Origin of the sequence: Nocardioides sp., assembly GCF_035697785.1 — a bacterium.
In the GTDB taxonomy this organism is placed as follows: domain Bacteria; phylum Actinomycetota; class Actinomycetes; order Propionibacteriales; family Nocardioidaceae; genus Nocardioides_B.
Genome location: NZ_DASSCL010000102.1, coordinates 1 through 23,425 on the forward strand (window position 1 = coordinate 1; position 23,425 = coordinate 23,425).

Annotated in this window: 22 protein-coding genes; 5 read left to right on the forward strand and 17 right to left on the reverse strand. The window is 71.4% G+C overall.

All coding sequences use genetic code 11. The annotated features are described in order from the left end of the window. Positions 1-317: 317 nt before the first annotated feature. Positions 318-779 (reverse strand): NUDIX domain-containing protein, encoded by a 462-nt coding sequence (locus tag VFH10_RS10340; protein WP_325128185.1) that lies wholly within the window; start codon positions 777-779, stop codon positions 318-320. A gap of 118 nt (positions 780-897) precedes the next feature. On the opposite strand from VFH10_RS10340, the gene VFH10_RS10345 reads away from it, so the two are divergent. After that, positions 898-1,929 carry an LLM class F420-dependent oxidoreductase gene (locus VFH10_RS10345; RefSeq protein ID WP_325128187.1) on the forward strand — a complete coding sequence of 344 codons (1,032 nt, stop codon included), beginning with the start codon at positions 898-900 and terminating at the stop codon, positions 1,927-1,929. Beyond that, positions 1,929-3,098, forward strand: a complete 1,170-nt coding sequence (locus tag VFH10_RS10350; RefSeq protein WP_325128189.1) for an acyl-CoA dehydrogenase family protein — start codon at positions 1,929-1,931, stop codon at positions 3,096-3,098. The genes VFH10_RS10345 and VFH10_RS10350 overlap by 1 nt, the downstream gene beginning before the upstream one ends. 24 nt (positions 3,099-3,122) lie before the next feature. On the opposite strand, the gene VFH10_RS10355 is transcribed toward VFH10_RS10350, so the two are convergent. The 4 genes from VFH10_RS10355 to VFH10_RS10370 form a co-directional block, all read right to left on the reverse strand. Beyond that, a complete protein-coding gene (locus VFH10_RS10355) occupies positions 3,123-4,202 on the reverse strand; it encodes a DUF2235 domain-containing protein (RefSeq protein ID WP_325128191.1) in 1,080 nt (359 codons plus the stop codon). A 145-nt stretch (positions 4,203-4,347) separates the two neighbouring features. Beyond that, on the reverse strand, positions 4,348-5,613 hold the full coding sequence (locus VFH10_RS10360) for a sugar ABC transporter permease (RefSeq protein WP_325128193.1): 1,266 nt from the start codon (positions 5,611-5,613) through the stop codon (positions 4,348-4,350). Further along, positions 5,610-6,425, reverse strand: coding sequence for an ATP-binding cassette domain-containing protein (locus VFH10_RS10365; RefSeq protein ID WP_325128195.1), 816 nt, complete (start codon positions 6,423-6,425; stop codon positions 5,610-5,612). Before VFH10_RS10365 ends, VFH10_RS10360 begins: the two co-directional genes overlap by 4 nt. A 109-nt stretch (positions 6,426-6,534) precedes the next feature. Next, positions 6,535-7,614, reverse strand: coding sequence for a sugar ABC transporter substrate-binding protein (locus VFH10_RS10370; RefSeq protein WP_325128197.1), 1,080 nt, complete (start codon positions 7,612-7,614; stop codon positions 6,535-6,537). Positions 7,615-7,769: 155 nt separating this feature from the next. Here VFH10_RS10370 and VFH10_RS10375 point away from each other — a divergent pair, with 155 nt between their 5' ends. Then, a complete protein-coding gene (locus VFH10_RS10375; protein ID WP_325128198.1) occupies positions 7,770-8,996 on the forward strand; it encodes an ROK family transcriptional regulator in 1,227 nt (408 codons plus the stop codon). Positions 8,997-9,022: 26 nt separating this feature from the next. Here VFH10_RS10375 and VFH10_RS10380 read toward each other — a convergent pair whose 3' ends face one another. The 5 genes from VFH10_RS10380 to VFH10_RS10400 form a co-directional block, all read right to left on the reverse strand. Continuing rightward, a complete protein-coding gene (locus VFH10_RS10380) occupies positions 9,023-9,619 on the reverse strand; it encodes a GNAT family protein (RefSeq protein WP_325128199.1) in 597 nt (198 codons plus the stop codon). A 52-nt stretch (positions 9,620-9,671) separates the two neighbouring features. Beyond that, positions 9,672-9,869: a hypothetical protein gene (locus tag VFH10_RS10385; protein ID WP_325128201.1), complete on the reverse strand. Its 198-nt coding sequence runs from the start codon at positions 9,867-9,869 to the stop codon at positions 9,672-9,674. A 105-nt stretch (positions 9,870-9,974) separates the two neighbouring features. After that, positions 9,975-11,543 (reverse strand): glutamine-hydrolyzing GMP synthase, encoded by a 1,569-nt coding sequence (gene guaA, locus VFH10_RS10390; protein ID WP_325128203.1) that lies wholly within the window; start codon positions 11,541-11,543, stop codon positions 9,975-9,977. A 265-nt stretch (positions 11,544-11,808) separates the two neighbouring features. Continuing rightward, positions 11,809-13,557, reverse strand: a complete 1,749-nt coding sequence (locus tag VFH10_RS10395; protein WP_325128205.1) for a GMC family oxidoreductase — start codon at positions 13,555-13,557, stop codon at positions 11,809-11,811. A 5-nt stretch (positions 13,558-13,562) separates the two neighbouring features. Then, the gene (locus VFH10_RS10400) at positions 13,563-15,185 is read right to left on the reverse strand and encodes a succinic semialdehyde dehydrogenase (RefSeq protein WP_325128207.1); all 1,623 of its coding nucleotides are present in this window, start codon (positions 15,183-15,185) and stop codon (positions 13,563-13,565) included. A 185-nt stretch (positions 15,186-15,370) separates the two neighbouring features. Here VFH10_RS10400 and VFH10_RS10405 point away from each other — a divergent pair, with 185 nt between their 5' ends. Further along, positions 15,371-15,517 carry a hypothetical protein gene (locus VFH10_RS10405; RefSeq protein WP_325128209.1) on the forward strand — a complete coding sequence of 49 codons (147 nt, stop codon included), beginning with the start codon at positions 15,371-15,373 and terminating at the stop codon, positions 15,515-15,517. Between the two features lie 245 nt (positions 15,518-15,762). Here VFH10_RS10405 and VFH10_RS10410 read toward each other — a convergent pair whose 3' ends face one another. The 3 genes from VFH10_RS10410 to VFH10_RS10420 all read right to left on the reverse strand — a co-directional run bounded on the left by VFH10_RS10410 (position 15,763) and on the right by VFH10_RS10420 (position 19,445). Further along, on the reverse strand, positions 15,763-17,481 hold the full coding sequence (locus VFH10_RS10410) for a glycerol-3-phosphate dehydrogenase/oxidase (RefSeq protein ID WP_325128210.1): 1,719 nt from the start codon (positions 17,479-17,481) through the stop codon (positions 15,763-15,765). Between the two features lie 37 nt (positions 17,482-17,518). After that, positions 17,519-18,214, reverse strand: coding sequence for a response regulator transcription factor (locus tag VFH10_RS10415; protein ID WP_325128212.1), 696 nt, complete (start codon positions 18,212-18,214; stop codon positions 17,519-17,521). A gap of 91 nt (positions 18,215-18,305) precedes the next feature. Next, entirely contained in the window at positions 18,306-19,445 is a 1,140-nt protein-coding gene (locus tag VFH10_RS10420; protein WP_325128214.1) for a sensor histidine kinase, read from the reverse strand. Positions 19,446-19,597: 152 nt separating this feature from the next. On the opposite strand from VFH10_RS10420, the gene VFH10_RS10425 reads away from it, so the two are divergent. Continuing rightward, positions 19,598-20,128: a hypothetical protein gene (locus VFH10_RS10425; protein WP_325128216.1), complete on the forward strand. Its 531-nt coding sequence runs from the start codon at positions 19,598-19,600 to the stop codon at positions 20,126-20,128. Here the strand turns inward: VFH10_RS10425 and VFH10_RS10430 are convergent. The 4 genes from VFH10_RS10430 to guaB form a co-directional block, all read right to left on the reverse strand. Beyond that, entirely contained in the window at positions 20,125-20,943 is an 819-nt protein-coding gene (locus VFH10_RS10430) for a carbon-nitrogen hydrolase family protein (protein ID WP_325128217.1), read from the reverse strand. The two genes, VFH10_RS10425 and VFH10_RS10430, sit on opposite strands and share 4 nt — an antisense overlap. Positions 20,944-20,947: 4 nt before the next feature. Beyond that, on the reverse strand, positions 20,948-22,051 hold the full coding sequence (locus tag VFH10_RS10435; protein WP_325128218.1) for a GuaB3 family IMP dehydrogenase-related protein: 1,104 nt from the start codon (positions 22,049-22,051) through the stop codon (positions 20,948-20,950). Between the two features lie 10 nt (positions 22,052-22,061). Then, a complete protein-coding gene (locus tag VFH10_RS10440; RefSeq protein WP_325128219.1) occupies positions 22,062-22,718 on the reverse strand; it encodes a nucleoside/nucleotide kinase family protein in 657 nt (218 codons plus the stop codon). 13 nt (positions 22,719-22,731) lie between these two features. After that, positions 22,732-23,425 (reverse strand): IMP dehydrogenase (guaB, locus tag VFH10_RS10445; protein ID WP_325128221.1); only part of this gene is annotated, 694 nt, incomplete at its 5' end.

Below are 23,425 nucleotides of genomic sequence, written 5' to 3' on the forward strand. Positions count from 1 at the left end.
GACGACAGTCGGTTCAAACAGTTTGGGTAGTCGACGCGCCGCGCATACGTCGCGACCAGAACGAGAAGTCGAGACGACCTCAGTGCGCGCTACTAGCTCCAGCGGCCGAGCCCGCAGGTCCATCTCGATCTCGTCGCGTGCGTCTGGGTAGGGCGCCGTCCAGATGTCGACTTCCCGGCCCGGAGGGCCGCACATGAAGACCACCCGGCTCGCGGATGGACCTTACGTCGATCTTCGGGAGGCTCGAGCGTTGAGCGTCCTGGTGACGTGCGGGCGGCGGCAGCGGTGACCCCGCGGTCCACGAGGAGAAGTTCCAGCTAGAGCCTGACTGCGCCTGCATGTTCGACAGCGACCGAGATCCGTTCCCTCAGGTCGGCCGGCATTTCGGGGAGCCCGTCGATCGGGAACCAGGCCACGTCCGACGACTCGTCGTCCGCGACATGTGCCTGGCCTTCGACGTAGCGGCACCGGAAGGTGTGGTCCAGGTACTGCGCCAGGTCACCGTTGGCGTGCACCCGTGGCTCGGTGACGTTGACCCACACCAGGGCGTCCACGTCACAGGTCACGCCGGTCTCCTCCATGACCTCGCGCACCGCAGCGCGTGCGGGATGCTCACCCGGGTCCACGATCCCCGTCACGGGCGACCACTGGCCGTTGTCCGAGCGTCGGACCAGCAGCACCTCGTCGCCGCGGAGCACGACCGCCGTCGCACCCGGCAGCCACAGCAGGTCGTGGCCCACCCTCAGGCGAAGCCGTCGCACGTAGTCGGGGATGGCCATCGGCACACCCTAGGTGCATCCTTGCGCCTCGGGGAACCGTCGTGAATCATGACAGTCTTACTGTCACAGTGTCCCTGACGATCCACCGACAACCCGGAAACCGAGAACCCGAGGAACGATGAAGCTCTCCACGATGCTGATGTACGCCGGCAACCCCCGCGAGGCGGCCGACCAGGTGACCTCGTGGGAGCGAGCCGGGCTCGACACCGTCTGGGTGGCCGAGGCCTACGGGTTCGACTCCCCCACGCTCATGGGATACCTCGCGGCTCGGACCGAGACGGTCGAGATCGGCTCCGCGATCCTCAACGTCTACTCCCGCACGCCGGGGGCGCTCGCCCAGACGGCCGCGGGCCTCGACAACGTCAGCGGCGGGCGGGCGATCCTAGGGCTCGGCGCCTCCGGACCGCAGGTCATCGAGGGCTGGCACGGGATGCCCTACGACCGGCCGCTGGCCCGCACCCGGGAGGTCGTCGAGATCGTGCGGGCCGCGCTGCGCCGCGAGACGCTCGACTACCACGGCAAGGTGTTCGACCTGCCGCTGCCGAGCGACCAGGGCCTCGGCCTCGGCAAGCCGCTGAAGATGCTCACCAGGCCGGAACGCCCCGCAGTGCCCATCTATGTCGCCGCGCTCGGTGAGAAGAACGTCGCCGGCACCGCGGAGTACGCCGACGGCTGGCTGCCGTTCATGTTCGCCCCGGAGAAGGCCGAGTCGGTCTGGGGCGACTCGCTGCGCACCGGCGCCGCGAAGCGGCCCGACGACCTGGCTCCGTTGGAGATCGTCGCGGGCGGGATGGTCGCGATCGGCGACGACGTGAAGGGGATGCTCGACTTCGCCCGGCCGATGTTCGCGCTCTACATCGGGGGCATGGGTGCGAAGGGGAAGAACTTCTACAACACGCTGTGCCGCCAGTACGGCTACGAGAAGGAGGCCGAGCAGATCCAGGAGATGTACCTCGGCGGCAACAAGCGCGACGCCGAGGCTGTCGTACCTCTCGAGCTGCTGGAGATGTGCAACCTGGTCGGTCCGGAGTCCTACGTCAAGGAGCGGATCGCCGCCTTCCGGGACGCCGGGGTGACCAACCTGCAGGTGATGCCCGCGACCGAGGACCCGGTCGCGACGATCCGTCAGCTGAAGGAGTGGGTGTCCTGATGAGTGGTCTCGACGGGCCCGACCACCGGGACCGGCCGATTCTGGAGGCCGAGCACGAGGCCTTCCGCGCAACGGTGCGGGAGTTCCTGGAGCGTGAGGTGCGGCCGCACCACGCCCAGTGGGAGGCCGACGGCATCGTCCCCCGCGAGCTCTGGACCAAGGCCGGCGCGCAGGGACTGCTCTGCTTCGACGTGCCGGAGGAGTACGGCGGCGCCGGCGTCACCGACTTCCGCTACAACATGGTGCTGGCCGAGGAGATGACCAAGGCCGGCGCCAGCGGGCCCGGCTTCCCGGTCCACACCGACATCATCGTCCCGTACCTCACCAGCCTCGGCACCGACGAGCAGAAGCGACGCTGGCTCCCGGGCTGCGTCTCAGGTGAGACCATCACCGCCATCGCGATGACCGAGCCGGGAGCGGGCAGCGACCTTCAGGGCATCCGCACGACGGCCATCGACAAGGGCGACCACTACGTCCTGAACGGGTCCAAGACCTTCATCAGTAACGGCATCCTGGCCGACCTCGTCATCGTGGTGGCGCGCACCGACCCGGAGGCCGGGCACCGGGGGATCAGCCTGCTGGTCGTCGAGCGAGGCATGGCCGGGTTCGAGCGCGGCCGCAACCTCGACAAGATGGGCCTCAAGGCCCAGGACACCGCCGAGCTGTTCTTCGAGGACGTCGAGGTGCCCAAGCAGAACCTGCTCGGCGACGAGGGCTCCGGCTTCATCTCGCTGATGACGAACCTGCCGCAGGAGCGGCTGTCGATCGCGACGATGGCCGCGGCCGCGTGCGAGGCGGTGCTCGGCATGTGTCTGGACTACGCGAAGGAGCGCGAGGCGTTCGGCCGGCCGATCGGGAAGTTCCAGCACAACCGGTTCCTGGTCGCCGAGATGGCGACCGAGGCCCGGGTAGCACGTGTCTTCGTCGACGACTGCGTCCGTCTGCACAACGCCGGGAAGCTCGACACGTCCCTCGCGGCGATGGCGAAGTGGTGGACCACCGAGCTGCAGACCAAGATCGTGGACCGGGCCGTCCAGCTGCACGGCGGGTACGGCTACATGAACGAGTACCCCGTCGCACGGGCCTACGTCGACAGCCGGGTCCAGACCATCTACGGCGGCACGACCGAGATCCAGAAGGAGATCATCGGACGCTCCCTCGGGCTGTAGCTCTCAGCTCCCGGCGACCGAGGATCACGCAACGTCGCTCTCGGGGACGGCGACCTCTCCGAGCCGCGGGTCGAGCTGCATCGTCCGATGCGGGCCCTCGAGGTACGCGCTGAGGCCTGGCGGGGTGTACTCACCGCGCTTGTGCCTCTCGACGGCGCTCGAGGCGGCGTACTCGCTGCGCGGGTCGCCGACCCCGATCGGCCGTGTGTACGGCGGGAGCAGCCGGTAGAACCCGTTGCGCGACTCGTGCAGCGGCCCCGTAGCCCAGGCCGGGTCGTAGGTCGGTGCGTCCTTGTCGAACGCCAGCCCGCACGTCGCGGCTCGTCCGACCATCCACGACAGCGCGATGTCGGACAGCTGGCTCTGCGGGTGCCCGCCACCGACGTCGGAGTGGGCGCCGGCGAACCAGACCTGCTCCAGCTGCTGGTCGCCCGCGTCCGGTCGCGGCCGCCACAGCGCAGGCTCGAAGGGCCGCCGCTTCTCGTCGATCGCGAGGGCGTGGAAGGCCGCGTCGACCGTCGGACTCAGCTCGGTGTCGTGGAACTGCCACCGACGGTTGAGGGCGTTGACCCAGCGCAGCCCGCTCAGGGGGATCCCCAGCGCGCCGACGGTGTCCCACACGCCGATGAACCGGATCCGGGTCTCGAACGAGTAGGACTGCCGGAACAGTCGCGCCTCGGTGCTGCGCGGCTTCGCGGACCTGCTGCGGTAGAGCTGGTACGCCTGGTCGATCCGGTCTTCCTCGTGCCGCCGGAGGATGCCGGCGTTGCGCACGAACCCCACTGTGCTCCGCGCCGTGAACGCACCTCGGCTGAACCCGAAGAAGAACAGCTCGTCGCCGGGTTCGAAGTTCCTGACGATGAACCGATAGGTGTTGCAGACGTCGCGCGAGAGCCCGAGGCCGAAGGCACCGCCCCGCAGACGTTCCCACCGACTCGTGCCGACCCCCCGCTGGTAGTGCACCCGTTGCTCCACGCCGAGTCGATCGCGCTGGGCGATCGCCAGCGCAGTCTTCGTGACGTTGGTGGGACTCGGCCGCCCACCGTTCTGCTGGTCCGGCGTGTTCCAGGTCCCGTCGCAGCACATGATCAGTCGCTTCGGCATCGCTGCCCCCGTTTCGTTCACCCCACTTGTTTCGGAGGAGCCGTCAGCGGGGCGCCTGATACTGCTGCAGCGCCGTGCGGACCCGAGCTGTCAGGACGTCGCGTAGGTCCCGCGACGTGACGCCCTGACAGGCTCGGCGATCCGGTCAGCCGCGACCGCTGCTGGTGCGGGCCCGCCGCGAGACCGAGTCGATCGACACCGCGAGCAGGAGCACGGCGCCGGTGACCATGTAGCGCACCGACGAGTCCACCCCGATGACGTTGAGGCCGGTCTGGATCGACTGCAGCACGATGATGCCGAGCAGGGCGGCGTACGCCGTGCCGCGGCCACCGAACAGGCTGGTGCCACCGATGACGGCCGCCGCGATCGCGGTCAGGTTGGTGTCCGTGCCGCCGCTGGCCTGGGACACCGAGGTCAGCTGCGCGGCGGCGAGGATCCCGCCGAGGGCGGAGAAGAAGCCGGTCAGCGCGAACACGGACGTGTAGATGAAGTTCACCTTGATGCCGGACCGACGGGCCGCCTCCTCGTTGCCACCGACGGCGTAGACGTGCCGGCCCCAGCGCGTGCGCCGCAGCACCAGGTCCATGACGACGACCAGCACCACGAACAGCAGGAACAGGTAGCCGATCCCGCGGTCGATGTTGAGGTAGTAGGCGAGGTAACCGAGTCCGACGGCCATCAGGCCGGCCCTGATCGCCACGCCGAGGTACGACGGGGCAGACAGGTCGGCCGCGACGCGACGCCGGATCCGCAGCACCTGGCTCAGGGCGTACAGCACCGAGACGACCAGGACCAGGACGTACGACGCCAGGGGCGAGAGGAACGACGCGCGGGCGAACTCGAGCAGCGCCGAGTTGGAGGGCAGGTTGATCGTGCCCTGGTCGCCAAGGACCACCAGCTGGAGCCCGAGGAACCCGAGCAGACCGGCCAGCGTGATGACGAAGGACGGCACACCGACCCTGGTGTAGAGCAGGCCGTAGACGACGCCGATGACCAGGCCGACACCGAGGGCCGCCAGGATCGAGACGAGCAGGGACTGGTCCTGGCGGGTGAGCAGCACCGCCATCACTGCGGCGGACAGTCCGCTGACCGAGCCGACCGACAGGTCTATCTCGCCGAGCAGGAGGACGAGCACCACGCCGATCGCGATGATCCCGAGAGGTGCGGCGAACAGGGTGATGTTCACCAGGGTGCGGGAGGACAGGAACGTGGCGTCCTGGGCGTAGAACACCAGCGAGATCACGATCAGCCCGACGATGACGGGCAGGCTGCCCAGCTCGCCGCCCCGGATGCGGTGCCAGGACGCCTGGACCAGGCCGACGAGGCCCTTCTCCTTGACGAGCCGTTCGTCGGCCAGGTCGGCCGGAAGTGGCGCGGCCGGGTCGGCGACCGGAGTGGTGGTGTCGCTCATTCGCCTGCTCCCTCTCCACGGCGTCGCGCCCGGTCGGCGACGACGTTGTCGGATGCGCCGGTGATGGCGGCCACCAGCTGCTCGGTCGTTGCCTCCTCGACGCGGAACTCGGCGGCGTTGCGACCCAGCCGGAGCACCACGATGCGGTCGGCGACCGCCTGGACGTCGGCCATGTTGTGGCTGACCAGGATGACCCCGAGCCCGGTCTCGCGGAGCCGCTCGATGAGGTTGAGCACCTCGGCGGTCTGCGCGACACCGAGAGCGGCGGTCGGCTCGTCGAGCATCACCACCCTGGGCTGGCCGACCAGCGAGCGGGCGATCGCCACGGTCTGCCGCTGGCCACCGGAGAGGCCGGCGATCGGGATCCGCACCGACGGGATCTTGGCCGAGAGCGTGCGCAGCAGGCGCCACGACTCCTTCTCCATCGTGACCTCGTCGAGCACGCCGCCGGTGACCCGCTCCTGCCCCAGGTAGAGGTTGGCGACCACGTCGAGGTTGTCGCAGAGGGCGAGGTCCTGGAAGACCGTGGAGATGCCGAGAGCCTGCGCCTCGCTCGGGCCGCCTACGTGCACCTGACGGCCGGCGAACGTGATGGTCCCCCCGTCGGGCTGGTAGACGCCCGAGATGATCTTGACCAAGGTCGACTTGCCGGCGCCGTTGTCACCGACGAGGGCGACCACCTCCCCCGGCGCGACTTCGAGATGGACGTCGGTCAGGGCCCGTACGGCGCCGAAGCGCTTGCCGATCCCCTCGAGCCGGAGCACCGCCTCCCGTGGCGGGGCCTGGTCCTGGTCGGACAGCGTCGCGGTCATGCACACCTCCCGGGAGGACGCCGGCGCCGAGCCGGCGGCCTCCTCGCATCATGGCCGGAGGTGGCCCGCCTGTCATCAGTCCGACCGGGCGAGCCACCTCCAGGATCGGTCAGGACAGGCCGGCCTCGGCACAGGCGTCGGCGTACTCACCCGTGCAGATCTCGTCGACGCTGTAGAACTCGTCGGCGACGACGGTGTCGGCGATGTTGTCCTGGGTGACCACGATCGGGTCGTAGATGTACGACGCGACGCCCTCGAAGTCCTCGGTGTCGGTGACCTCCTCGCCGTTGACCAGCTTCACGGCGAGCTCAGCGGCACCCTCGGCCTCCTGCTTGTAGGACTTGTAGATGGTCATGGCCTGCTGGCCGGCGACGATGCGTTGGATCGCGGCGAGCTCGGCGTCCTGTCCGGTGATCGGGGGCAGCTCGTCCTCGGCCACTCCGGCACCGGTGAACGCGGCGACGACACCGCCGGCCTGGCCGTCGTTGGCGGCGTAGACACCGTCGATGTCGGCCGGGTCGTTCGTGCCGAGCTGGTCGGTGGTCCACTGCTGGGCGTTGTCGGGGCTCCAGTCGGGGTTGTCGTACTCCGCGATGATCTCGGCGCTGCCGTCGAGCGCGCTGTGCGCACCTTCCTTGAACTGAGCGGCGTTGGGGTCGGTCGGCGCACCGTTGAGCATCAGGATGTTGCCGTCGCCGCCCATCGCCTCGAGCAGGGCATCGCCCTGGAGCTTGCCGACCGCGGCGTTGTCGAAGGACAGGTAGTAGTCGGCGCCCTCGATGAAACGGTCGTAGGCCACCACGGGGATGTCCTCGGCCTGCGCGTCGGCGACCAGGCCGGCCGCGGCCTCACCGTCGACCGGGTCGAGGACGATGACGTCCACGGCGTCGCTGATCGCGGTCTCGACCTGCTGCTGCTGCTTGGCCGGGTCCTGGTCGGCGTTGTAGTAGCTGACCTCGCAGTCGGAGCAGAGCTCGGCGACCTTGGCCTCGAACAGCGGCTTGTCCGCGGACTCGTAGCGGGTCGTCTTGGACTCCGGGAGCAGCAGGGCGACGGTCTTGGTGTCGCCGGCGCTCTCCTGCGCCTCGTTGGCGCCACAGGCGCTGAGAATGCCGGCGCCCAGCACGACGACCGCGCCGAGTGCGCCCATGCGCGTCAGGCGGCTGTCACGGCGGATGGGGTGTGCCACAGGTTTCCTCCTCGGATGGGCTTGTCTGGATGGAGTGTGTCCGCCGTCACCGCTTACCGTCAAGAGTTGAACGCAAAGTTTCCATAACGGTCTTCATGATCCGTTTTGCACCTAGGTCTTGACGACTAGCGGTCGATTCGCCGTACAGTTCCGCCATGTCAGCCATCGACCCCAGCCCGTCGGCGCGCGCCGCCGACCCGCCGCTGGGGCACGCGCCGGGCTCACCGGGTTCGCCGGGATCGCTGCGGGCGGCGAACCAGCGCAGGGTGGTGGCGCTGCTCCAGCAGGGCGGCGACGCGCCGGTCTCCCAGGCCGACATCGCGCGCACGACCGGGCTCGCCCCCGCCACCGTGTCCAACATCGTCCGCGACCTGGCGGCGGCCGGGCTGGTCGAGACCACGGTCGGCAGCGGTCGGCGCGGCACGACCGTCGTCATCGCGCGCGGCGCCGGCCTGGTGGTCGGCATCGACTTCGGCCACCGGCACGTCCGGGTGGCGCTGGGCGACCTCGGCGGGCAGGTGCTGGCCGTGGACCGCGAGGCCCTCGACCCCGACCATGCCCACGGCGACGGCCTCGACCTCGCCGGAGCGTTGCTCGACCGGCTGCTCGACCGGAGCGGGGCCACCCGCGAGTCCATCGTCAACGTCGGGCTCGGGCTGCCGACCCCGCTGGCGGCCGACGGCACCGTGATGGCCGCGGCGATCCTGCCCGGCTGGGTCGGGGTCAACGCCGAGCTCGAGGCGCAACGAGCCCTCGGACACCCGGCACACGCCGACAACGATGCCAACCTCGGCGCCCTGGCCGAGCACCGTCGGGGCGCGGGTCGCGGCCATCCCAACATGGTGTTCATCAAGGTGTCCTCGGGGGTCGGGGCCGGGCTGGTGCTCGACGGTCGGCTGTTCCGCGGAGCGCACGGCACCGCCGGCGAGATCGGGCACCTCACCCTCGACGAGCAGGGCCCGTTCTGCCGGTGCGGGAGCCGCGGGTGTCTCGAGGCCTACGCTTCGGTCGGAATGGCGCAGAGCGCCCTCGCGGACCAGTTCCCGGGGGCCGGCATCGACCAGCTGGTCACGGCGGCCCGGCAGGGCAACGTGTCGGTGCTGCGCATGTTCGAGGACGCGGGGCTGCACCTCGGCTGGGGGCTGGCGATGCTCGCCAACCTGATCAACCCGAGCACGATCATCGTCGGCGGCGACATGTCGCGTGCCGGGGAGCTGTTGCTCGAGTCGGTCCGGGTCGGCCTGCGCCGGCACGCGCTCGCCTCGGTTTCGGCCAAGACGACCGTCACCGGCGCCGGGCTCGGCGACCGCGCGTCGGTGATCGGCGCGCTGATGCTCGCGATGGACCGGACCGAGCTGATCCCCGCGGCGGGACTCAGCTGAGCTCGGCGCCGCCGTCCGCCCATGTCCTAGCCGCCCGCTCCCCCGGTCCCGGCCGGCGCCACCGGCAGCGGGTCGTCGTGCAGGATGCGCTGGTAGAGGTTGTGGTCCTGCCAGCCCCCCGCGATGAAGAGGAACCGCGGTGCCATGCCGTACTGCTCGAAGCCGGCCCGCAGCAGCACCCGTTGCGAGGCGAGGTTGTGCACCATCGTGCCCGCCTCGACCCGGTGCAGTCCCATGTCGAGGGCCTCCGCGCAGGCATGCTCGACCGCGGCCGACGCAAGACCCCGCCGGAGATGGTCGTGGTCCACCCAGTAGCCGACCGCCGCGCTGCACAGCACGCCGCGGATCACGTTGTTGAGGTTGGCGCGTCCGACGATCTCCTCACCACACACCACCACCCAGGCACCGAGCAGGCCGCCGTGCACGAGGCTGAGCTGCCGGTCGATCGCGTCCTGCTGGCCGGCGACGGTGTAGAACGACGGGTCGCGGGTCGGGTCCCACTGCTCGAGGTGATCGCGGTTCCGGAGGTACGCCGCCGCCATCGCGGGGGCGTCGTCGGCACGCAGCGCCCGGATCGTGTAGCCGGTCGGCAGGACGGGCCGGGGTTGCTCCTCGGGGCTCACCGCCGCAGGCTACCGGCCGGCTCGGGCGCCGACCCGCCCCGGCGTACGGCCGTCAGGCCCGCCGGCCGGCCCGCTGTCGCGGCAGCGTCGGACGCCCGGGTTGCTCGAGCTCCTCGAGATACCTCTCCACGGCCTCCCGCTCGCGTCGCCGCTGCGCGCACGCGATCGCCGCGCGCTGGGCGTTGCGTCGAGACACGTTCTGGGTGGTGACTGGCCAGTTGACCCAGTCGATCCGCCACACGGTTCGCATGGAAACACCGCACAAGGGGAGGGGTTGGGGAACCCGTCCGAGGCTAGGTAAAGAACCTGCGGGGCGACATGGCCCGTTCGGACCAGTACGAACCACCCGGCGGCGTCACTCCCACTCGATGGTGCCCGGCGGTTTGCTCGTTATGTCTACCGCGACGCGGTTGACCTCGCGGACCTCGTTGGTGATCCGGGTGGAGATCGTCTCGAGCACGTCGTAGGGCAGCCGGGCCCAGTCGGCGGTCATCGCGTCCTCGGACGTCACCGGACGCAGTACGACGGGGTGGCCGTAGGTGCGGCCGTCGCCCTGCACCCCGACCGAGCGGACGTCGGCGAGCAGCACCACCGGGAACTGCCAGATGTCCCGGTCGAGTCCGGCCCGGGTCAGCTCCTCGCGAGCGATCGCGTCGGCCTCGCGGAGCACCTCGAGCCGCTCGTGGGTGACCTCCCCGATGATCCGGATCCCCAGACCGGGCCCCGGGAACGGGTGCCGCCACACGATCTCGGGCGGCAGGCCGAGCTGTTCGCCGACCAGGCGGACCTCGTCCTTGAACAGGGTCCGCAGCGGCTCGACGAGCTCGAACTCGAGGTCCTCGGGCAGCCCGCCCACGTTGTGGTGGGACTTGATGTTGGACGTGCCGGCGCCCCCGCCGGACTCGACGACGTCGGGGTAGAGGGTGCCCTGGACGAGGAACTGCACCTTGTCACCGTGCGCCGCCGCCTCACCGACGATCTCGACCTCGGCGGCCTCGAACACGCGGATGAACTCACGGCCGATGATCTTGCGCTTCTGCTCCGGGTCGCTGACCCCGGCGAGGGCGTCGAGGAACCGCTTCTCGGCGTCGACGACGTGCAGGGAGACCCCGGTCGCGGCGACGTAGTCGCGTTCGACCTGCTCGGCCTCACCTTTGCGCAGCAGCCCGTGGTCGACGAAGACGCAGGTCAGCTGGTCGCCGATCGCGCGCTGCACCAGGGCGGCCGCGACGGCGGAGTCGACGCCGCCGGAGAGCCCGCAGATCGCCCGTCGGTCGCCGATCTGCTCGCGGATCCGCTCGATCTGCTCCTCGACGATGTTGACCATCGTCCAGGTCGGCCGGCAGCCCGCGATGTGGTGCAGGAAGTGCTCGAGCACGGACTGGCCGTGCTCGGTGTGCATCACTTCGGGGTGCCACTGCACCCCGGCCATCCGCAGCTCGAGGTTCTCGAACGCGGCGACCGGGGTCGAGGCGGTGCTGGCCAGCACGTCCCAGCCGGCGGGGGCCGCGACGACGCTGTCGCCGTGGCTCATCCAGACCTTGTGCTCGGCCGGGACCTCGGCGAGCAGGGTGCCGGGGCTGGAGACGGTGACCGGGGTGCGGCCGTACTCCGACCGCCCGGTGCGGCGTACCTCCCCGCCGAGGTTGAGCGCCATCGCCTGGAAGCCGTAGCACATGCCGAACACCGGCACGCCGGCCTCGAAGATGGCGGTGTCCACGTTGGGTGCGCCGGGCTCGTAGACCGACGAGGGACCCCCGGACAGCACGATCGCCTTGGGGTTGCGGGCCAGCATCTCCGCCACCGGCATGGTGTGCGGGACGATCTCGGAGTAGACCCGGGCATCGCGCACCCGCCGGGCGATGAGCTGGGCGTACTGCGCCCCGAAGTCAACGACGAGGACCAGGTCGTGTTCTGTGGTCACGGGCGGGGCACCTGCGCCTTTCGCGGGGCTGGACCGGCGGCTGGACGGGACTGAGGAACGGGCTGTCGCCCAATCCTAGAGGCCGGAAAGTTTCTGCAACCGACTGCGTAACCCCGTGTCACCGGCGTCGTTGTGAAGTGCAGAGATCCGGCTGCAGTGCTCCCTCCCGGGCCGGGTCTCCGAGGTCCGTGCAGCTGCGGACGTTCAGGGCCCGACCAACCCTCCCTCCCGGTCGGGCCCTGACCTCTCTCCTGGGAGCGGCAGGTCAGCTGACGCCGACGATGGGCAGCCGGAGCGCGCCGGGCGCCCCGTCGGGCACGGCGGGGTTCGCCGGGGGCACCGGATCGACTCGCACGTACGCCGAACCCGGCGCGGGTCGCGGGTCCACCTCGCCCTTGTTGGGCCAGAAAGCCATGGCCCGCTCCGCCTGGGCGGTGATCGTCAGCGACGGGTTGACGCCCAGGTTCGCGCTGACCGCGGAGCCGTCCACGACGTGCAGCCCCGGGTAGTTGTGCACCCGCTGGTAGGGGTCGATCACGCCGCTCGTCTCGTCGACGCCGATCGCACAGCCGCCGATGAAGTGTGCGGTCAGCGGCCGGTTGAAGGGCTCGCCGATCGAGCCTCCCGGGCGGCCGCCGATGATCGCGGCCATCCGGCGTACCGCCTCGTTGCCCACGGGGATCCACGTCGGGTTGGGCTCACCGTGCCCCTGGCGGGAGGTGAGGTGCCGCCGCCCGGTGAGCCGGCTGCGCTTCGTGAACGTGGTGATCGAGTTGTCCAGGCTCTGCATGACCAGCGCGATGACCGTGCGCTCGGACCAGTGCTTCATGTCGTAGAGGTCGAGGGCGTGGGCCTTCTCCTTCCACAGCTCGGCCAGCCAGGTGCGCCATCGCGGCGCGGGACCGTCACCGTCGGTCAGCACCGTCTGCAGCAGCGACATCAGGTTGCTGCCGCGGCCGTAGCGGACCGGCTCGATGTGGGTGTCGCCGTCGGGGTGGAAGCTCGACGTGATCGCGATCCCCTGGCTGTAGTCGACCGACGTGTCCGGGGCGATGGCGCCGAGGATCGACTCGGAGTTGGTGCGGGAGAGATGGCCCAGCCGCGGCGACAGCCGGGGCAGGTGGCCCTCGTCGCGCATCCGGTGCAGCAGCCGCTGGGTGCCGAGCGACGACGCCGAGAAGACGACGTGCTCGGCGGTGAGCGTTCGCGTCGACCTCCGGCTCGGCAGCTTGGCCTTGGTGTAGCGCACGCGCACGTCGTAGCCGCCTCCGGATGCCTGCGCGCGCGGGCTGACCCGGGTCGCCGTGGTCAGCGGCAGCACCACGGCGCCGTTCCGCTCCGCGAGGTGGAGGTAGTTCTTCACCAGGGTGTTCTTGGCGTTGTGCCGGCACCCGGTCATGCACTCGCCGCAGGCCCTGCAGGGGTTGCGGTCGGGGCCGGCGCCGCCGAAGTACGGGTCGGGCACGGGCTGGTCGGGGTCGGCCCGCGGGCCGCCGAAGAAGACGCCGACCGGGGTTGGGTGGAACGTGTCGCCGACGCCCATGTCGTTGGCCACCTTCTCCATCACCTCGTCGGCGGGCGTGCGCAGTGGGTTCTCCACGACGCCGAGCATGCGTTTGGCCTGGTCGTAGAAGGGTGCGAGCTCGCTGCGCCAGTCGGTGATGTGGCTCCACTGCGGGTCGTCGTAGAACGGCGCGAGCGGCTCGTAGAGGGTGTTGGCGTAGACGAGGGATCCGCCGCCGACCCCGGCGCCGGAGACGATCAGGCAGTCCTTGAGGGCGTCGATCCGCTGGATGCCGTAGCAGCCGATCTCGGGGCGGAAGAGGAACTTCCTGGCCTCGAAGGACGTCGCCGCGAAGTCGGCGTCGTCGAACCGCGCGCCGGCCTCGAGCACGCCGACCCGGTAGCCCTTCTCGGTGAGCCGGAGCGCCGTGACCGACCCCCCGAAGCCGGAACCGATGACGAGGACGTCGAAGTCGTGCTCCCCCCTGGGGGTCGAGCCTGTCGAGACCACGCGAGTCACTTCCGCCCGAGCCTGTTCATCAGGCGCAGGTTGCCGGTCATCACCTTCGCGTAGGTCTCCTCGCTCATCCCGAGCATCGGCGCGAACCGGATCAGTCGCTGGGTCGCGACCGACTGGGACTCGGTGTAGCGGTGGATGCCCTCGGCGCCCTGGCGGCGGCCCAACCCGGACTCGCGCATCCCGCCCATCGGCGAGTCGATGCTGCCGAACGTCGCCCCGAACGCCTCGTTGACGTTGACCGTGCCGCACTTGACCTGGCGAGCCAGGGCGCGGCCCCGGGCGCCGTCGCGGGTGTAGATCGCGGCGTTCAGGCCGTACTCCCCCTCGTTGGCACGCGCCAGCGCGTCGGACTCGTCGCCGAACCGATAGAGCGAGATCACCGGGCCGAAGGTCTCGTGGCCGAAGCAGGTCATGTCGGGAGTGACCCCCTCGAGGATCGTCGGCTCGTAGAAGTACGGACCGAGGTCGGGTCGTGCCCGGCCGCCGGTGAGCACGCGGGCCCCCTTGGCCACGGCGTCCTCGACGTGATCCACGACGGTGTCGAGCTGCTCCTGGGAGATCAGCGAGCCCATGTCGCTGCCCCAGTCGAGCCCGGCCCGGAGCGTCATCGCGCGCGTCCGGGCGACGAACTTGTCGACGAACCGGTCGTAGACCTGGTCGGCGACGAACATGCGCTCCATCGACACGCACAGCTGCCCGGCGTTGGAGAAGCTGGCCCGGACGGCCCCCTCGGCCGCCCGGTCGAGGTCGGCGTCGCGGAGCACGAGGAACGGGTTCTTCCCGCCCAGCTCGAGCGAGCAGCCGATGAGCCGCTCGGCGCACTGCCGGGCGATCAGCCGGCCGGTGGCCGTGGAGCCGGTGAAGCAGACGTAGTCGGCACGCTTGATGATCTCGGTGCCGATCACGCTGCCGGGACCGGCGACCACCTGCCACAGGTCCTCGGGGAACCCCGCCTCGAGGAGGAGCCGCCGCCCGAGCAGTGCGCTGAGCATCGTCTGTGCGTCGGGCTTGGCCACCACCGCGTTGCCCGCCATCAGCGCGGGCAGACCGTCGCAGAGCGCCATCGTGAACGGGTAGTTCCACGGCGAGATGATCCCGACCACGCCCTTGGGCACGCGGTTCACCTCGACCCGGGTCAGGCCCGGGACTACCCCGGCATGCCGTCGGGTGCCGAGGTGCTCGCGGCCGGTGCGTGCGTAGTAGCGGGCGGTCAGCGCGATGTGCATCGGTTCGTCGAACGCGTGCTTGCGGGCCTTGCCCGACTCCCAGCAGATCAGGTCGATGATCTCCTGCTGCCGGTCGAGCACGAGGTCGTGCAGCCGGAGCAGCACGGCCGCGCGCTCCTGCAGCGACGTGCGCGCCCAGATCTCCTGAGCACGTCGCGCCCGGGCGAACGCCTCCTCGACGTCGGCGGCGCTGGACTGGGGTACGGCGCCCAGCGGCTGGCCGGTGAACGGGCAGTACGTCGTGACGCTCGTCCCACCCGAGGCGAGCACCTGGGCGGTCAGGGACCGCACGTAGCCCGGGTCGAGTGCGTAGGAGGCGGTCGGGTCGGTGTCTGGGTCGCGGACGTCCGACGTACCGACGCCGGCGGGCTCGTGAGCGCGCTCGTGGTTCATATACCGAGAGTATGTGACGCCCGTCTCGCTGGCTACCTCTCGGTAACCGCGATTCCGCGGGGGAGACCGAGATCACGCGGCCGTAACGGCCAATAAGGGACGTTGCCGGTTACATCTGGACTAGAGTTGAGGCATCAACCGAAACGCGTCATCCGCGCGTACAGACCCCAGAAAGTAGAGGCGCTATGTCCACCGGGCAGGCCCCCATGCTCATGCTCGACGCCGCCACCTCCCAGATGCGGGACCGCCTGCGGGCGGCCCGCGGCCTCGCCCGGCCCGCCGCGCTCCGCCGGTCCCGCGCCGCGAGGACGTCGACCTCCCGGACCAGCTGACCGCGGTCCGAGACAACACCGGGCGCCTTCCGCCGGCTGTTCGACGGTCGGCGCCCGTTGCGTTGTTCCCTGGGCGGGAGCCCGCAGGTGGTCCCCCGGTCCGGTGCCGAGCCCCGAGCAGCTCGGCCGGGTCCCACCCTCGCGCGGCAACGGGGGCGAGGACAACCCGGAGTTTGCGCAGTTGCACAAACCCGCAGAATTCGCTCGAAGCCCGCCTCCCGGCCGACTCCTCCCATCCGGACGGATCAGACGATGTCGGGCGCACGGACCCGCGCCTCGTCGGCCTCGCGGTCGGTGAGCGTGCGCTGGCTCTGCCGCTCCGCCTCCACCCGCCGGAGGTAGTGGTCGACCTCGTCGTCGAGCCGCGACTCGGCCCAGCCGAGCACCTCAGCCATCAGCTCCGCGGTGCGCCGCGCCGCGTGGACGCCACGGTCGAAGGTCTCGATGGAGATCCGGGTACGCCGGGTCAGCACGTCGTCGAGGTGCCGCGCCCCCTCGTGGGTGACGGCGTACACCACCTCGGCGCCCAGGTAGTCGTCGGCACCGTCGAGCGGGGCAGCCAGCTCCGGGCGCTCGGCGACCAGGTCGATCAGCTCGTCGACCAGGCCGCCGTACCGGCCGAGCAGGTGGTCGATACGGGCCCGGTGCAGCCCCGACTCGCGGGCCAGGCCGGCCCGCTGGTTGGCGCGGGTCTCGTAACCGTCGGCACCGACCAGCCGGACCCGGTCGGTGATCGAGCTCGGCACCGATCCGCCGAGCGAGTGCGCGGCCGCGTCGACGGCGTCGCGGCCCATGACCCGGTAGGTGGTGAGCTTCCCGCCGGCGATGATCACGAGTCCCGGGACCGGTGTGACGACGGTGTGCTCCCGGGAGATCCGGCTGGTCGGCTCGGACTCGCCGGTGAGCAGCGGCCGCAGTCCGGCGTACACGCCCTCGACGTCCTCGGGACGTAGCGGCTCCTTGAGCAGCTGGTTGGCCTGGCCGAGCAGGTAGTCGATGTCGGTCCGCGAGGCCGCGGGGTGCGCCTTGTCGAGGTCCCAGGGTGTGTCGGTGGTGCCGATGACCCAGTGCCGCCCCCACGGGATCACGAACAGCACCGAGGTGGCCGTGCGCATGATCACGCCGCTCTCCGAACGGATCCGGTCGCGGGGTACGACGAGGTGGATGCCCTTGCTGGCCTGGACGTTGAGCGCGCCGCGGCCGCCGACCAGCTCTTGGATCTCGTCCGTCCACACGCCCGCGGCGTTGACCACGACTCGCGCACGTACCTCGAGGTCGCGGCCAGTCTCCAGGTCCCGGGCGCGGACCCCGGTGACCCGCTCGCCCTCGCGGAGGAAGCCGGTCACCTTCACCCGGTTGGCGCAGTGGGCGCCGTGCGACGCGGCGGTGCGGACGATCGTGGTGACCAGACGGGCGTCGTCGACCTGCGCGTCCCAGTACTGCAGCGCGCCGACGATCGCGTCGGTGCGCAGGTCGGGGGCGATCCGCGCCACCTGCCGCCGGGACAGGTGCTTGTGGCGGGGCAGGCCGTGGTCGTACTTTCCGGCCATCGCCATCGCGTCGTAGAGCGCGAGCCCCGCACCGACGTACGGCCGCTCCCAGCCTCGGTGCGTCAACGGGTAGAGGAACGGGACCGGCCGGACCAGGTGCGGAGCGAGCCGGGTGAGCAGCAGGCCGCGTTCCTGGAGGGCCTCGCGGACCAGGCCGAAGTCGAGCATCTCCAGGTAGCGCAGGCCCCCGTGGATCAGCTTGCTGGACCGCGAGGACGTCCCCGAGGCGTAGTCGCGCTGCTCCAGGAGCCCGACGGAGAGGCCGCGGCTGACCGCGTCGAGCGCGGTGCCGGCGCCGACCACGCCGCCGCCGACGACCAGGATGTCGAGCCCGTCGGTGCCGGGGGTGGAGCCCACCGCGACCATCGCGTCGAGGGCGGCGGCCCGGGTCTGCGGGCTGAGTGCGGCGGTCATCGGGCCCCTCGGTGCGTCGCGGCTGTTGACGTCGAGGCTAGCGACGACCTCCGTCGGGGCGCTGCCCGGCAACGACGATGCCGGCCTCGTAGGCGAGGATCACCGCCTGCACGCGGTCGCGGAGCCCCAGCTTGGCCAGGATCCGGCCGATGTGCGTCTTCACGGTCTTCTCGCTGACCACGAGGCGCTCCGCGAGCTCGGCGTTGGAGAGCCCGCGTCCGACGAGCTCGAGCACCTCCGCCTCGCGCGGGGTCAGGTCGTCGAGGCCGGGCGGGAGGTCCCGCGGCTGGGCGGTCGGGTTCACGAAGTGCTCGATGAGCCGTCGCGTGACTGACGGCGCGACCAGTGCGTCCCCCTCGACGGCGCCGCGGACGGCGTCGAGGATCCGCTCCCGCGGCGCGTCCTTGAGCAGGAACCCGCTGGCTCCGGCCCGGAACGCCTCGAAGACGTACTCGTCGAGGTCGAACGTGGTCAGGATGACCACCCGCGGCAGCTCGCCGGACTCGTCGATCGGGGCGGCGCGGATCCGCCGGGTCGCCTCGATCCCGTCGATGCCGGGCATCCGGACGTCCATCAGCACGACGTCGGGTCGGCAGGCCTCGACCTGCCGCACCGCCTCCAGCCCGTCGGCCGCCTGCCCCACGACCTGCACGTCGTCGACCCCGGTCAGCATCATGTCGAGGCCGGCGCGGACCAGCTCCTGGTCGTCCACCAGCAGGACCCGCGTGCTCACCGGGCGCTCACTGGGCGGCTCACTGGGGCGCTCACTGGGGCGCTCACAGGGCCGCTCACAGGGGCGCTCACAGGGCCGCTCACAGGGGCGCTCACAGGGGCACCCGCGCTGCCACCCGGAACCCGGGACCGGGCTGCCGCGGCCCCGCCTCGACGGAGCCGCCGAGCACCTGCATCCGCTCGCGCATCCCGACCAGGCCGAAGCCGCCCGTGCCGCCGTCGGCGCCTGCTCCGTCGCCGTCGTCCTCGACCTCGATCTCGAGCACCTCCGGCCGGTAGCGCACCAGCACCGACGCCTCGGTGGCCCGCGCGTGCTTCATCACGTTGGTCAGCGCCTCCTGCAGCAGGCGGTAGGCCGAGACGTCGACCGCTGCGGGCAGCGGCCGGACCTCGCCCATGACGGTGGCCCGGACGTCCACGCCGGCGGCCCGCACCGCCTCGACCAGGTCGTCGAGGCGGCCGATGCCGGGCTGAGGGGTGAGCGCCGCCTCCTCGTCATCGGCTCCACCGAGCAGACCCAGCATCCGGCGCATCTCCTCGAGACCCTGACGGGCGGTGCGCTCGATCACCGCGAGGCTGTCGCGCGCCCGCTCCGGGTCGTGGTCGAGGACGTTGCGCGCGCCACCGGACTGCAGGGCGATCGCGGCCAGGCTGTGGGAGACCGCGTCGTGCAGCTCCCGGGCGATCCGGGCCCGCTCCTCCGCGACCGCCTCGGCGGCGTGCAGGTCCCGGGCGTCATGGAGTGTGCGCGCGCGTTCGTTGCGCACCCCGACTACCCGGCCGACAAGCCAGATAGAGCCGAGCAGGATCGCCGACGCGAGCGGGTCCCAGGCCGCGTCGGTGCCGCTGCCCCGGACCACGGCGACGGCGATGGCAAGGGCCGAGAACGCGGCTGCCAGGACGGCGTCCCTGAGCGGCGCGTACGACGCCACGGTGTAGGTGGCGACCAGGACCGCGATCGTCGTCGAGTAGAGCTCGAGGGGCTCCGCGACCAGGAGCGCCCGGCCGGCGAGCACGGTGTAGACCGCGACCGAGACCCAGAACGGATACCGCCGCCGCCAGGCCAGCGGGACCGAGCCGGCCACCACGGCGAGCACGTTGAGCCAGGTCGGCCCCTCCACGATGTCCTCCGCGAGCGGGGCGACGAGCACCTCGTAGAGCCCGACGAGGCACAGCGCGGCGGCGAGCGCTATGTCGAACGCGACGCCTCGGGAGATGTGGATGCGGTGCATGGTGCGGCAAGAGTAGGGCCGTACCGGCACGGTCGTCGTCAGACCTAGGTCGTACGGCGAGTTCCGCCCGCGGGCCGACGACCGGCCACCCCCGGCGTACCTAGGTTTCGGGGATCGCGTCGGAGTGGCCGGCGCTCGTCAAGGGAGCAACCATGTTCGTCACCACCCGCCGCGCGGCTCTCGTCGCCGGCACTCTGTTCGCGGTCACCGCTGCGGTGGACATCCCCTACACGCAGTCGGAGGTCTTCACCTCGGCGCTCGACTACATCCTCGAGGCCGCCTTCGCCCTCTCGCTGGCCGCTGGCTCCGCTGCCTTGTGGATGCTGTCGCGACGGGCACCGGACCGGGTCGCCCGCGCCGGCTGGGCGGTCGCCGGATCCGGCGCCGGCCTGGTTACCGTCTCGGCCGCCGCGACCTTCGCCTCCGGTCGCAACGTGCTCGGACCGGTCTTCACGCTGGGGCTGCTGCTCCTCGTGGTCGGCTACGTAACGCTGACCGTCCTCGACCTCCGGCGCCGGGTCACGCCCCGGTTCGCGGGCATGGCGCTGTCGGCGAGCATGGTCGCGATGATTCTGCTCGGCGAGGGCTTCGGCGTCGCCGCCTGGTCGGCGGGCTGGTTCGCCGTCGCGGCGTTGCTCCAGCCGTCGGCCGTGCGCGCGCCGGAGGCGCTGGTGCGAGGTTAGAGCGTGACGCGGACGCGTTTGCCCTGGGTGTCGAGCCGGTCGAGGGCCACGGGGTTGACCTCGCCCTGCACGCGGGCTACCTCGGCCGGGTCGAGGTCGGCGACGACGACGGCGGGGTCCTCGTCGCCGGCCCGGGCCAGCGGCCTGCCCTCGGGGTCGTAGACGGCGCTGCCGCCGCTGAAGTTCCGGTCGCCGCAGCGTCCGGCCAGTCCCGCGAACACCACGTAGATGCCGTTGTCGATGGCGCGGGCGGCGTAGTAGAGGTCGCGGCGGTGCTCGGCGCCGGTGAAGTACGCCGAGGGGCAGAGGTAGGCCATCGCCCCGCCGGCCGCGGCCGCGGCAGCGTGCTCGGGGAAGCAGCCGTCGTAGCAGATGCCCAGCCCCAGGTCCCAGCCGTCGACGACGACCGTGGCGCCGTGGTCGCCGGGCGTGAAGAAGCCCCGTTCCTCGCCGCACAGGTGCTGCTTGTCGTACGGCGCGCTCACCTCGCCGGTGGCGTCGACCAGCACCACCGACAGCGTGGTCTCATCCAGCGCCCGCCGGACCGCCGCGCTGGTCACCACGACGACGCCGCGGTCCGCGGCCACCTCGGCGAGCAGGGCGAGACGGGGGTCCTCGAGGTCGAGCCCGGACTCGTGGTCCCACACCGACGCGGCGTACCCGGTGAGGAACAGCTCGGGCAGCACCACCACCCGGGCGCCCCGGTCGGCCGCGGTCGTGACCAGGGCGCGGGCGGTCGCCACGTTGGCCGCGACGTCGCCCGCCTCCGACGACGCCTGGGCGGCGGCGACGCGCAGCGTGCCCGGAGCAGTCATCGCGCTACTGGACGACGACCTCGACCCGCTGGAACTCCTTGAGCTCCGTGTAGCCGGTCGTGGCCATCGCGCGGCGCAGCGCGCCGACGAGGTTCATAGTGCCGTCGGCGACCCGGGACGGGCCGAAGAGGATCTCGTCGAGCGAGCCGACGGTGCCCATCTCGATGCGCTCGCCGCGCGGCAGCTGGGCGTGCCAGGCCTCGGACCCCCAGTGGTAGCCGCGGCCGGGCGCCTCGGAGGCGCGGGCCAGCGGCGACCCGATCATCACCGCGTCGGCACCGCAGGCGATCGCCTTGGCGACGTCGCCGGAGCGGCCGATCGAGCCGTCGGCGATCACGTGCACGTAGCGGCCGCCGGACTCGTCGAGGTAGTCGCGTCGCGCGGCGGCCACGTCGGCCACCGCGCTCGCCATCGGCACCGCGACGCCGAGGACGGTGCGCGTCGTGTGCGCCGCCCCGCCGCCGAAGCCGACCAGCACCCCGGCGGCGCCGGTGCGCATCAGGTGCAGGGCCGCCTGGTAGGTCGCGCAGCCGCCGACGATCACGGGTACGTCGAGCTCGTAGATGAACTCCTTGAGGTTCAGCGGCTCCGCCTGGCCGGAGACGTGCTCGGCGGACACCGTCGTGCCGCGGATGACGAACATGTCGACGCCGGCGTCGACGACGGTCTTGAAGTACTCCTTGGTGCGCTGCGGCGACAGCGACCCCGCCACGGTGACGCCCTTCTCGCGCATCTCCTTGAGCCGGGCGGTGATCAGCTCGGGCTTTACCGGCTCGGCGTAGATCTCCTGCATCCGCCGCGTGGCCTGGGCGCCGTGCAGGCCGGCCACCTCCGCGAGCAGGTCGCTCGGGTCGTCGTACCGCGTCCAGAGGCCCTCGAGGTCGAGCACGCCGAGTCCGCCGTGCTGGCCGAGCGCGACCGCCGTCTGCGGGGACATGACGGAGTCCATCGGCGCGGCCATGATCGGCAGCTCGAAGCGATAGGCGTCGATCTGCCAGGCGACGGAGACCTCCTCGGGGTCGCGGGTGCGCCGTGAGGGCACGATGGCGACGTCGTCGAAGGAGTACGCCCGGCGTGCGCGCTTCGCCCGACCGATCTCGATGTCCATGGCCGAGAGCCTATCCGGGGTCCGCCGCCACGATGACCGTCGCCCGGTGGCGGGATGCGGCGACGACGGCCGCGTTGCGTTCGTCGCTCCCCCACGTGCGTTCGCGGGCCTCCTCGGGGCTCCGGCCGTGGTGCTCGTGGCGGGCCTGGAGGCGGGTACGCCGGAGGTCGTCGTCGACGTCGAGGTACCAGCACTCGTCGAGCAGCCCGGCCACCTGCGTCCATGGCTCGTCGTCCAGCAGCAGGTAGTTGCCCTCGGTGACCACCAGGGGGACGCCGGAGGTCACGGCGACCGCGCCGGCCACAGCATCCTCGATCTCGCGGTGGAAGCGTGGCGCCCAGACGACCTCGTCTCGGTGGAGCCCGCTCCGGTGGTCCAGCCCGTCGAGACCCCGGATTCTCCGCAGCAGCACGACGAACCCGGCCGCGTCGAACGTGTCGGGTGCGCCCTTGCGGTCCACCCGGCCGAGCTCGACGAGCGTCGCGTGCGCGAGGTGGAAGCCGTCCATGCCGACGAGGACCGCACCGGGCACCGCCTCGGCGACCCGCGCGGCGAGAGTGGATTTCCCCGCACCCGGTGCGCCGGCGATGCCCAGCATGGCGATGCCGGGTCGGGCCGCGAGGGTGCGGGCCCGCGCGATGGCACTGGCGACGTCGACGCGCAGCACCGACCCGGCCGGCTCAGCGGCCGGTGTAGTTGGGCGCCTCGACGGTCATCTGGATGTCGTGCGGGTGGCTCTCCTTGAGGCCCGCCGAGGTGATCCGGACGAAGCGACCGCGGTCCTGCAGCTCGGGGATGGACCGCGCGCCGACGTAGAACATCGACTGCTGCAGCCCGCCGACGAGCTGGTGGGCGACCGCAGACAACGGTCCACGGTAGGGGACCTGGCCCTCGATGCCCTCGGGCACGATCTTGTCGTCGCTGGCGACGTCCGCCTGGAAGTAGCGGTCCTTGGAGAACGACTTCTTGCCTCGCGACGCCATCGCGCCGAGGGAGCCCATGCCGCGGTAGGACTTGAACTGCTTGCCGTTGACGAAGATCAGCTCGCCCGGGCTCTCCTCGCAGCCGGCGAGCAGCGAGCCGATCATCACGGTGTCGGCACCGGCGACCAGGGCCTTGGCGATGTCGCCGGAGTACTGCAGGCCGCCGTCGCCGACCACGGGGACACCGGCGGCCTTGCAGGCCTGGGCGGCCTCGTAGATGGCGGTGACCTGGGGTACGCCGACCCCCGCGACGACCCGGGTGGTGCAGATGGAGCCGGGCCCGACGCCGACCTTCACGGCGTCGGCGCCGGCCTCGACGAGCGCCTGGGCGCCGGCCCGCGTCGCGACGTTGCCGCCGATGATCTGGACGTGCCGGGTGGCCGGGTCACTC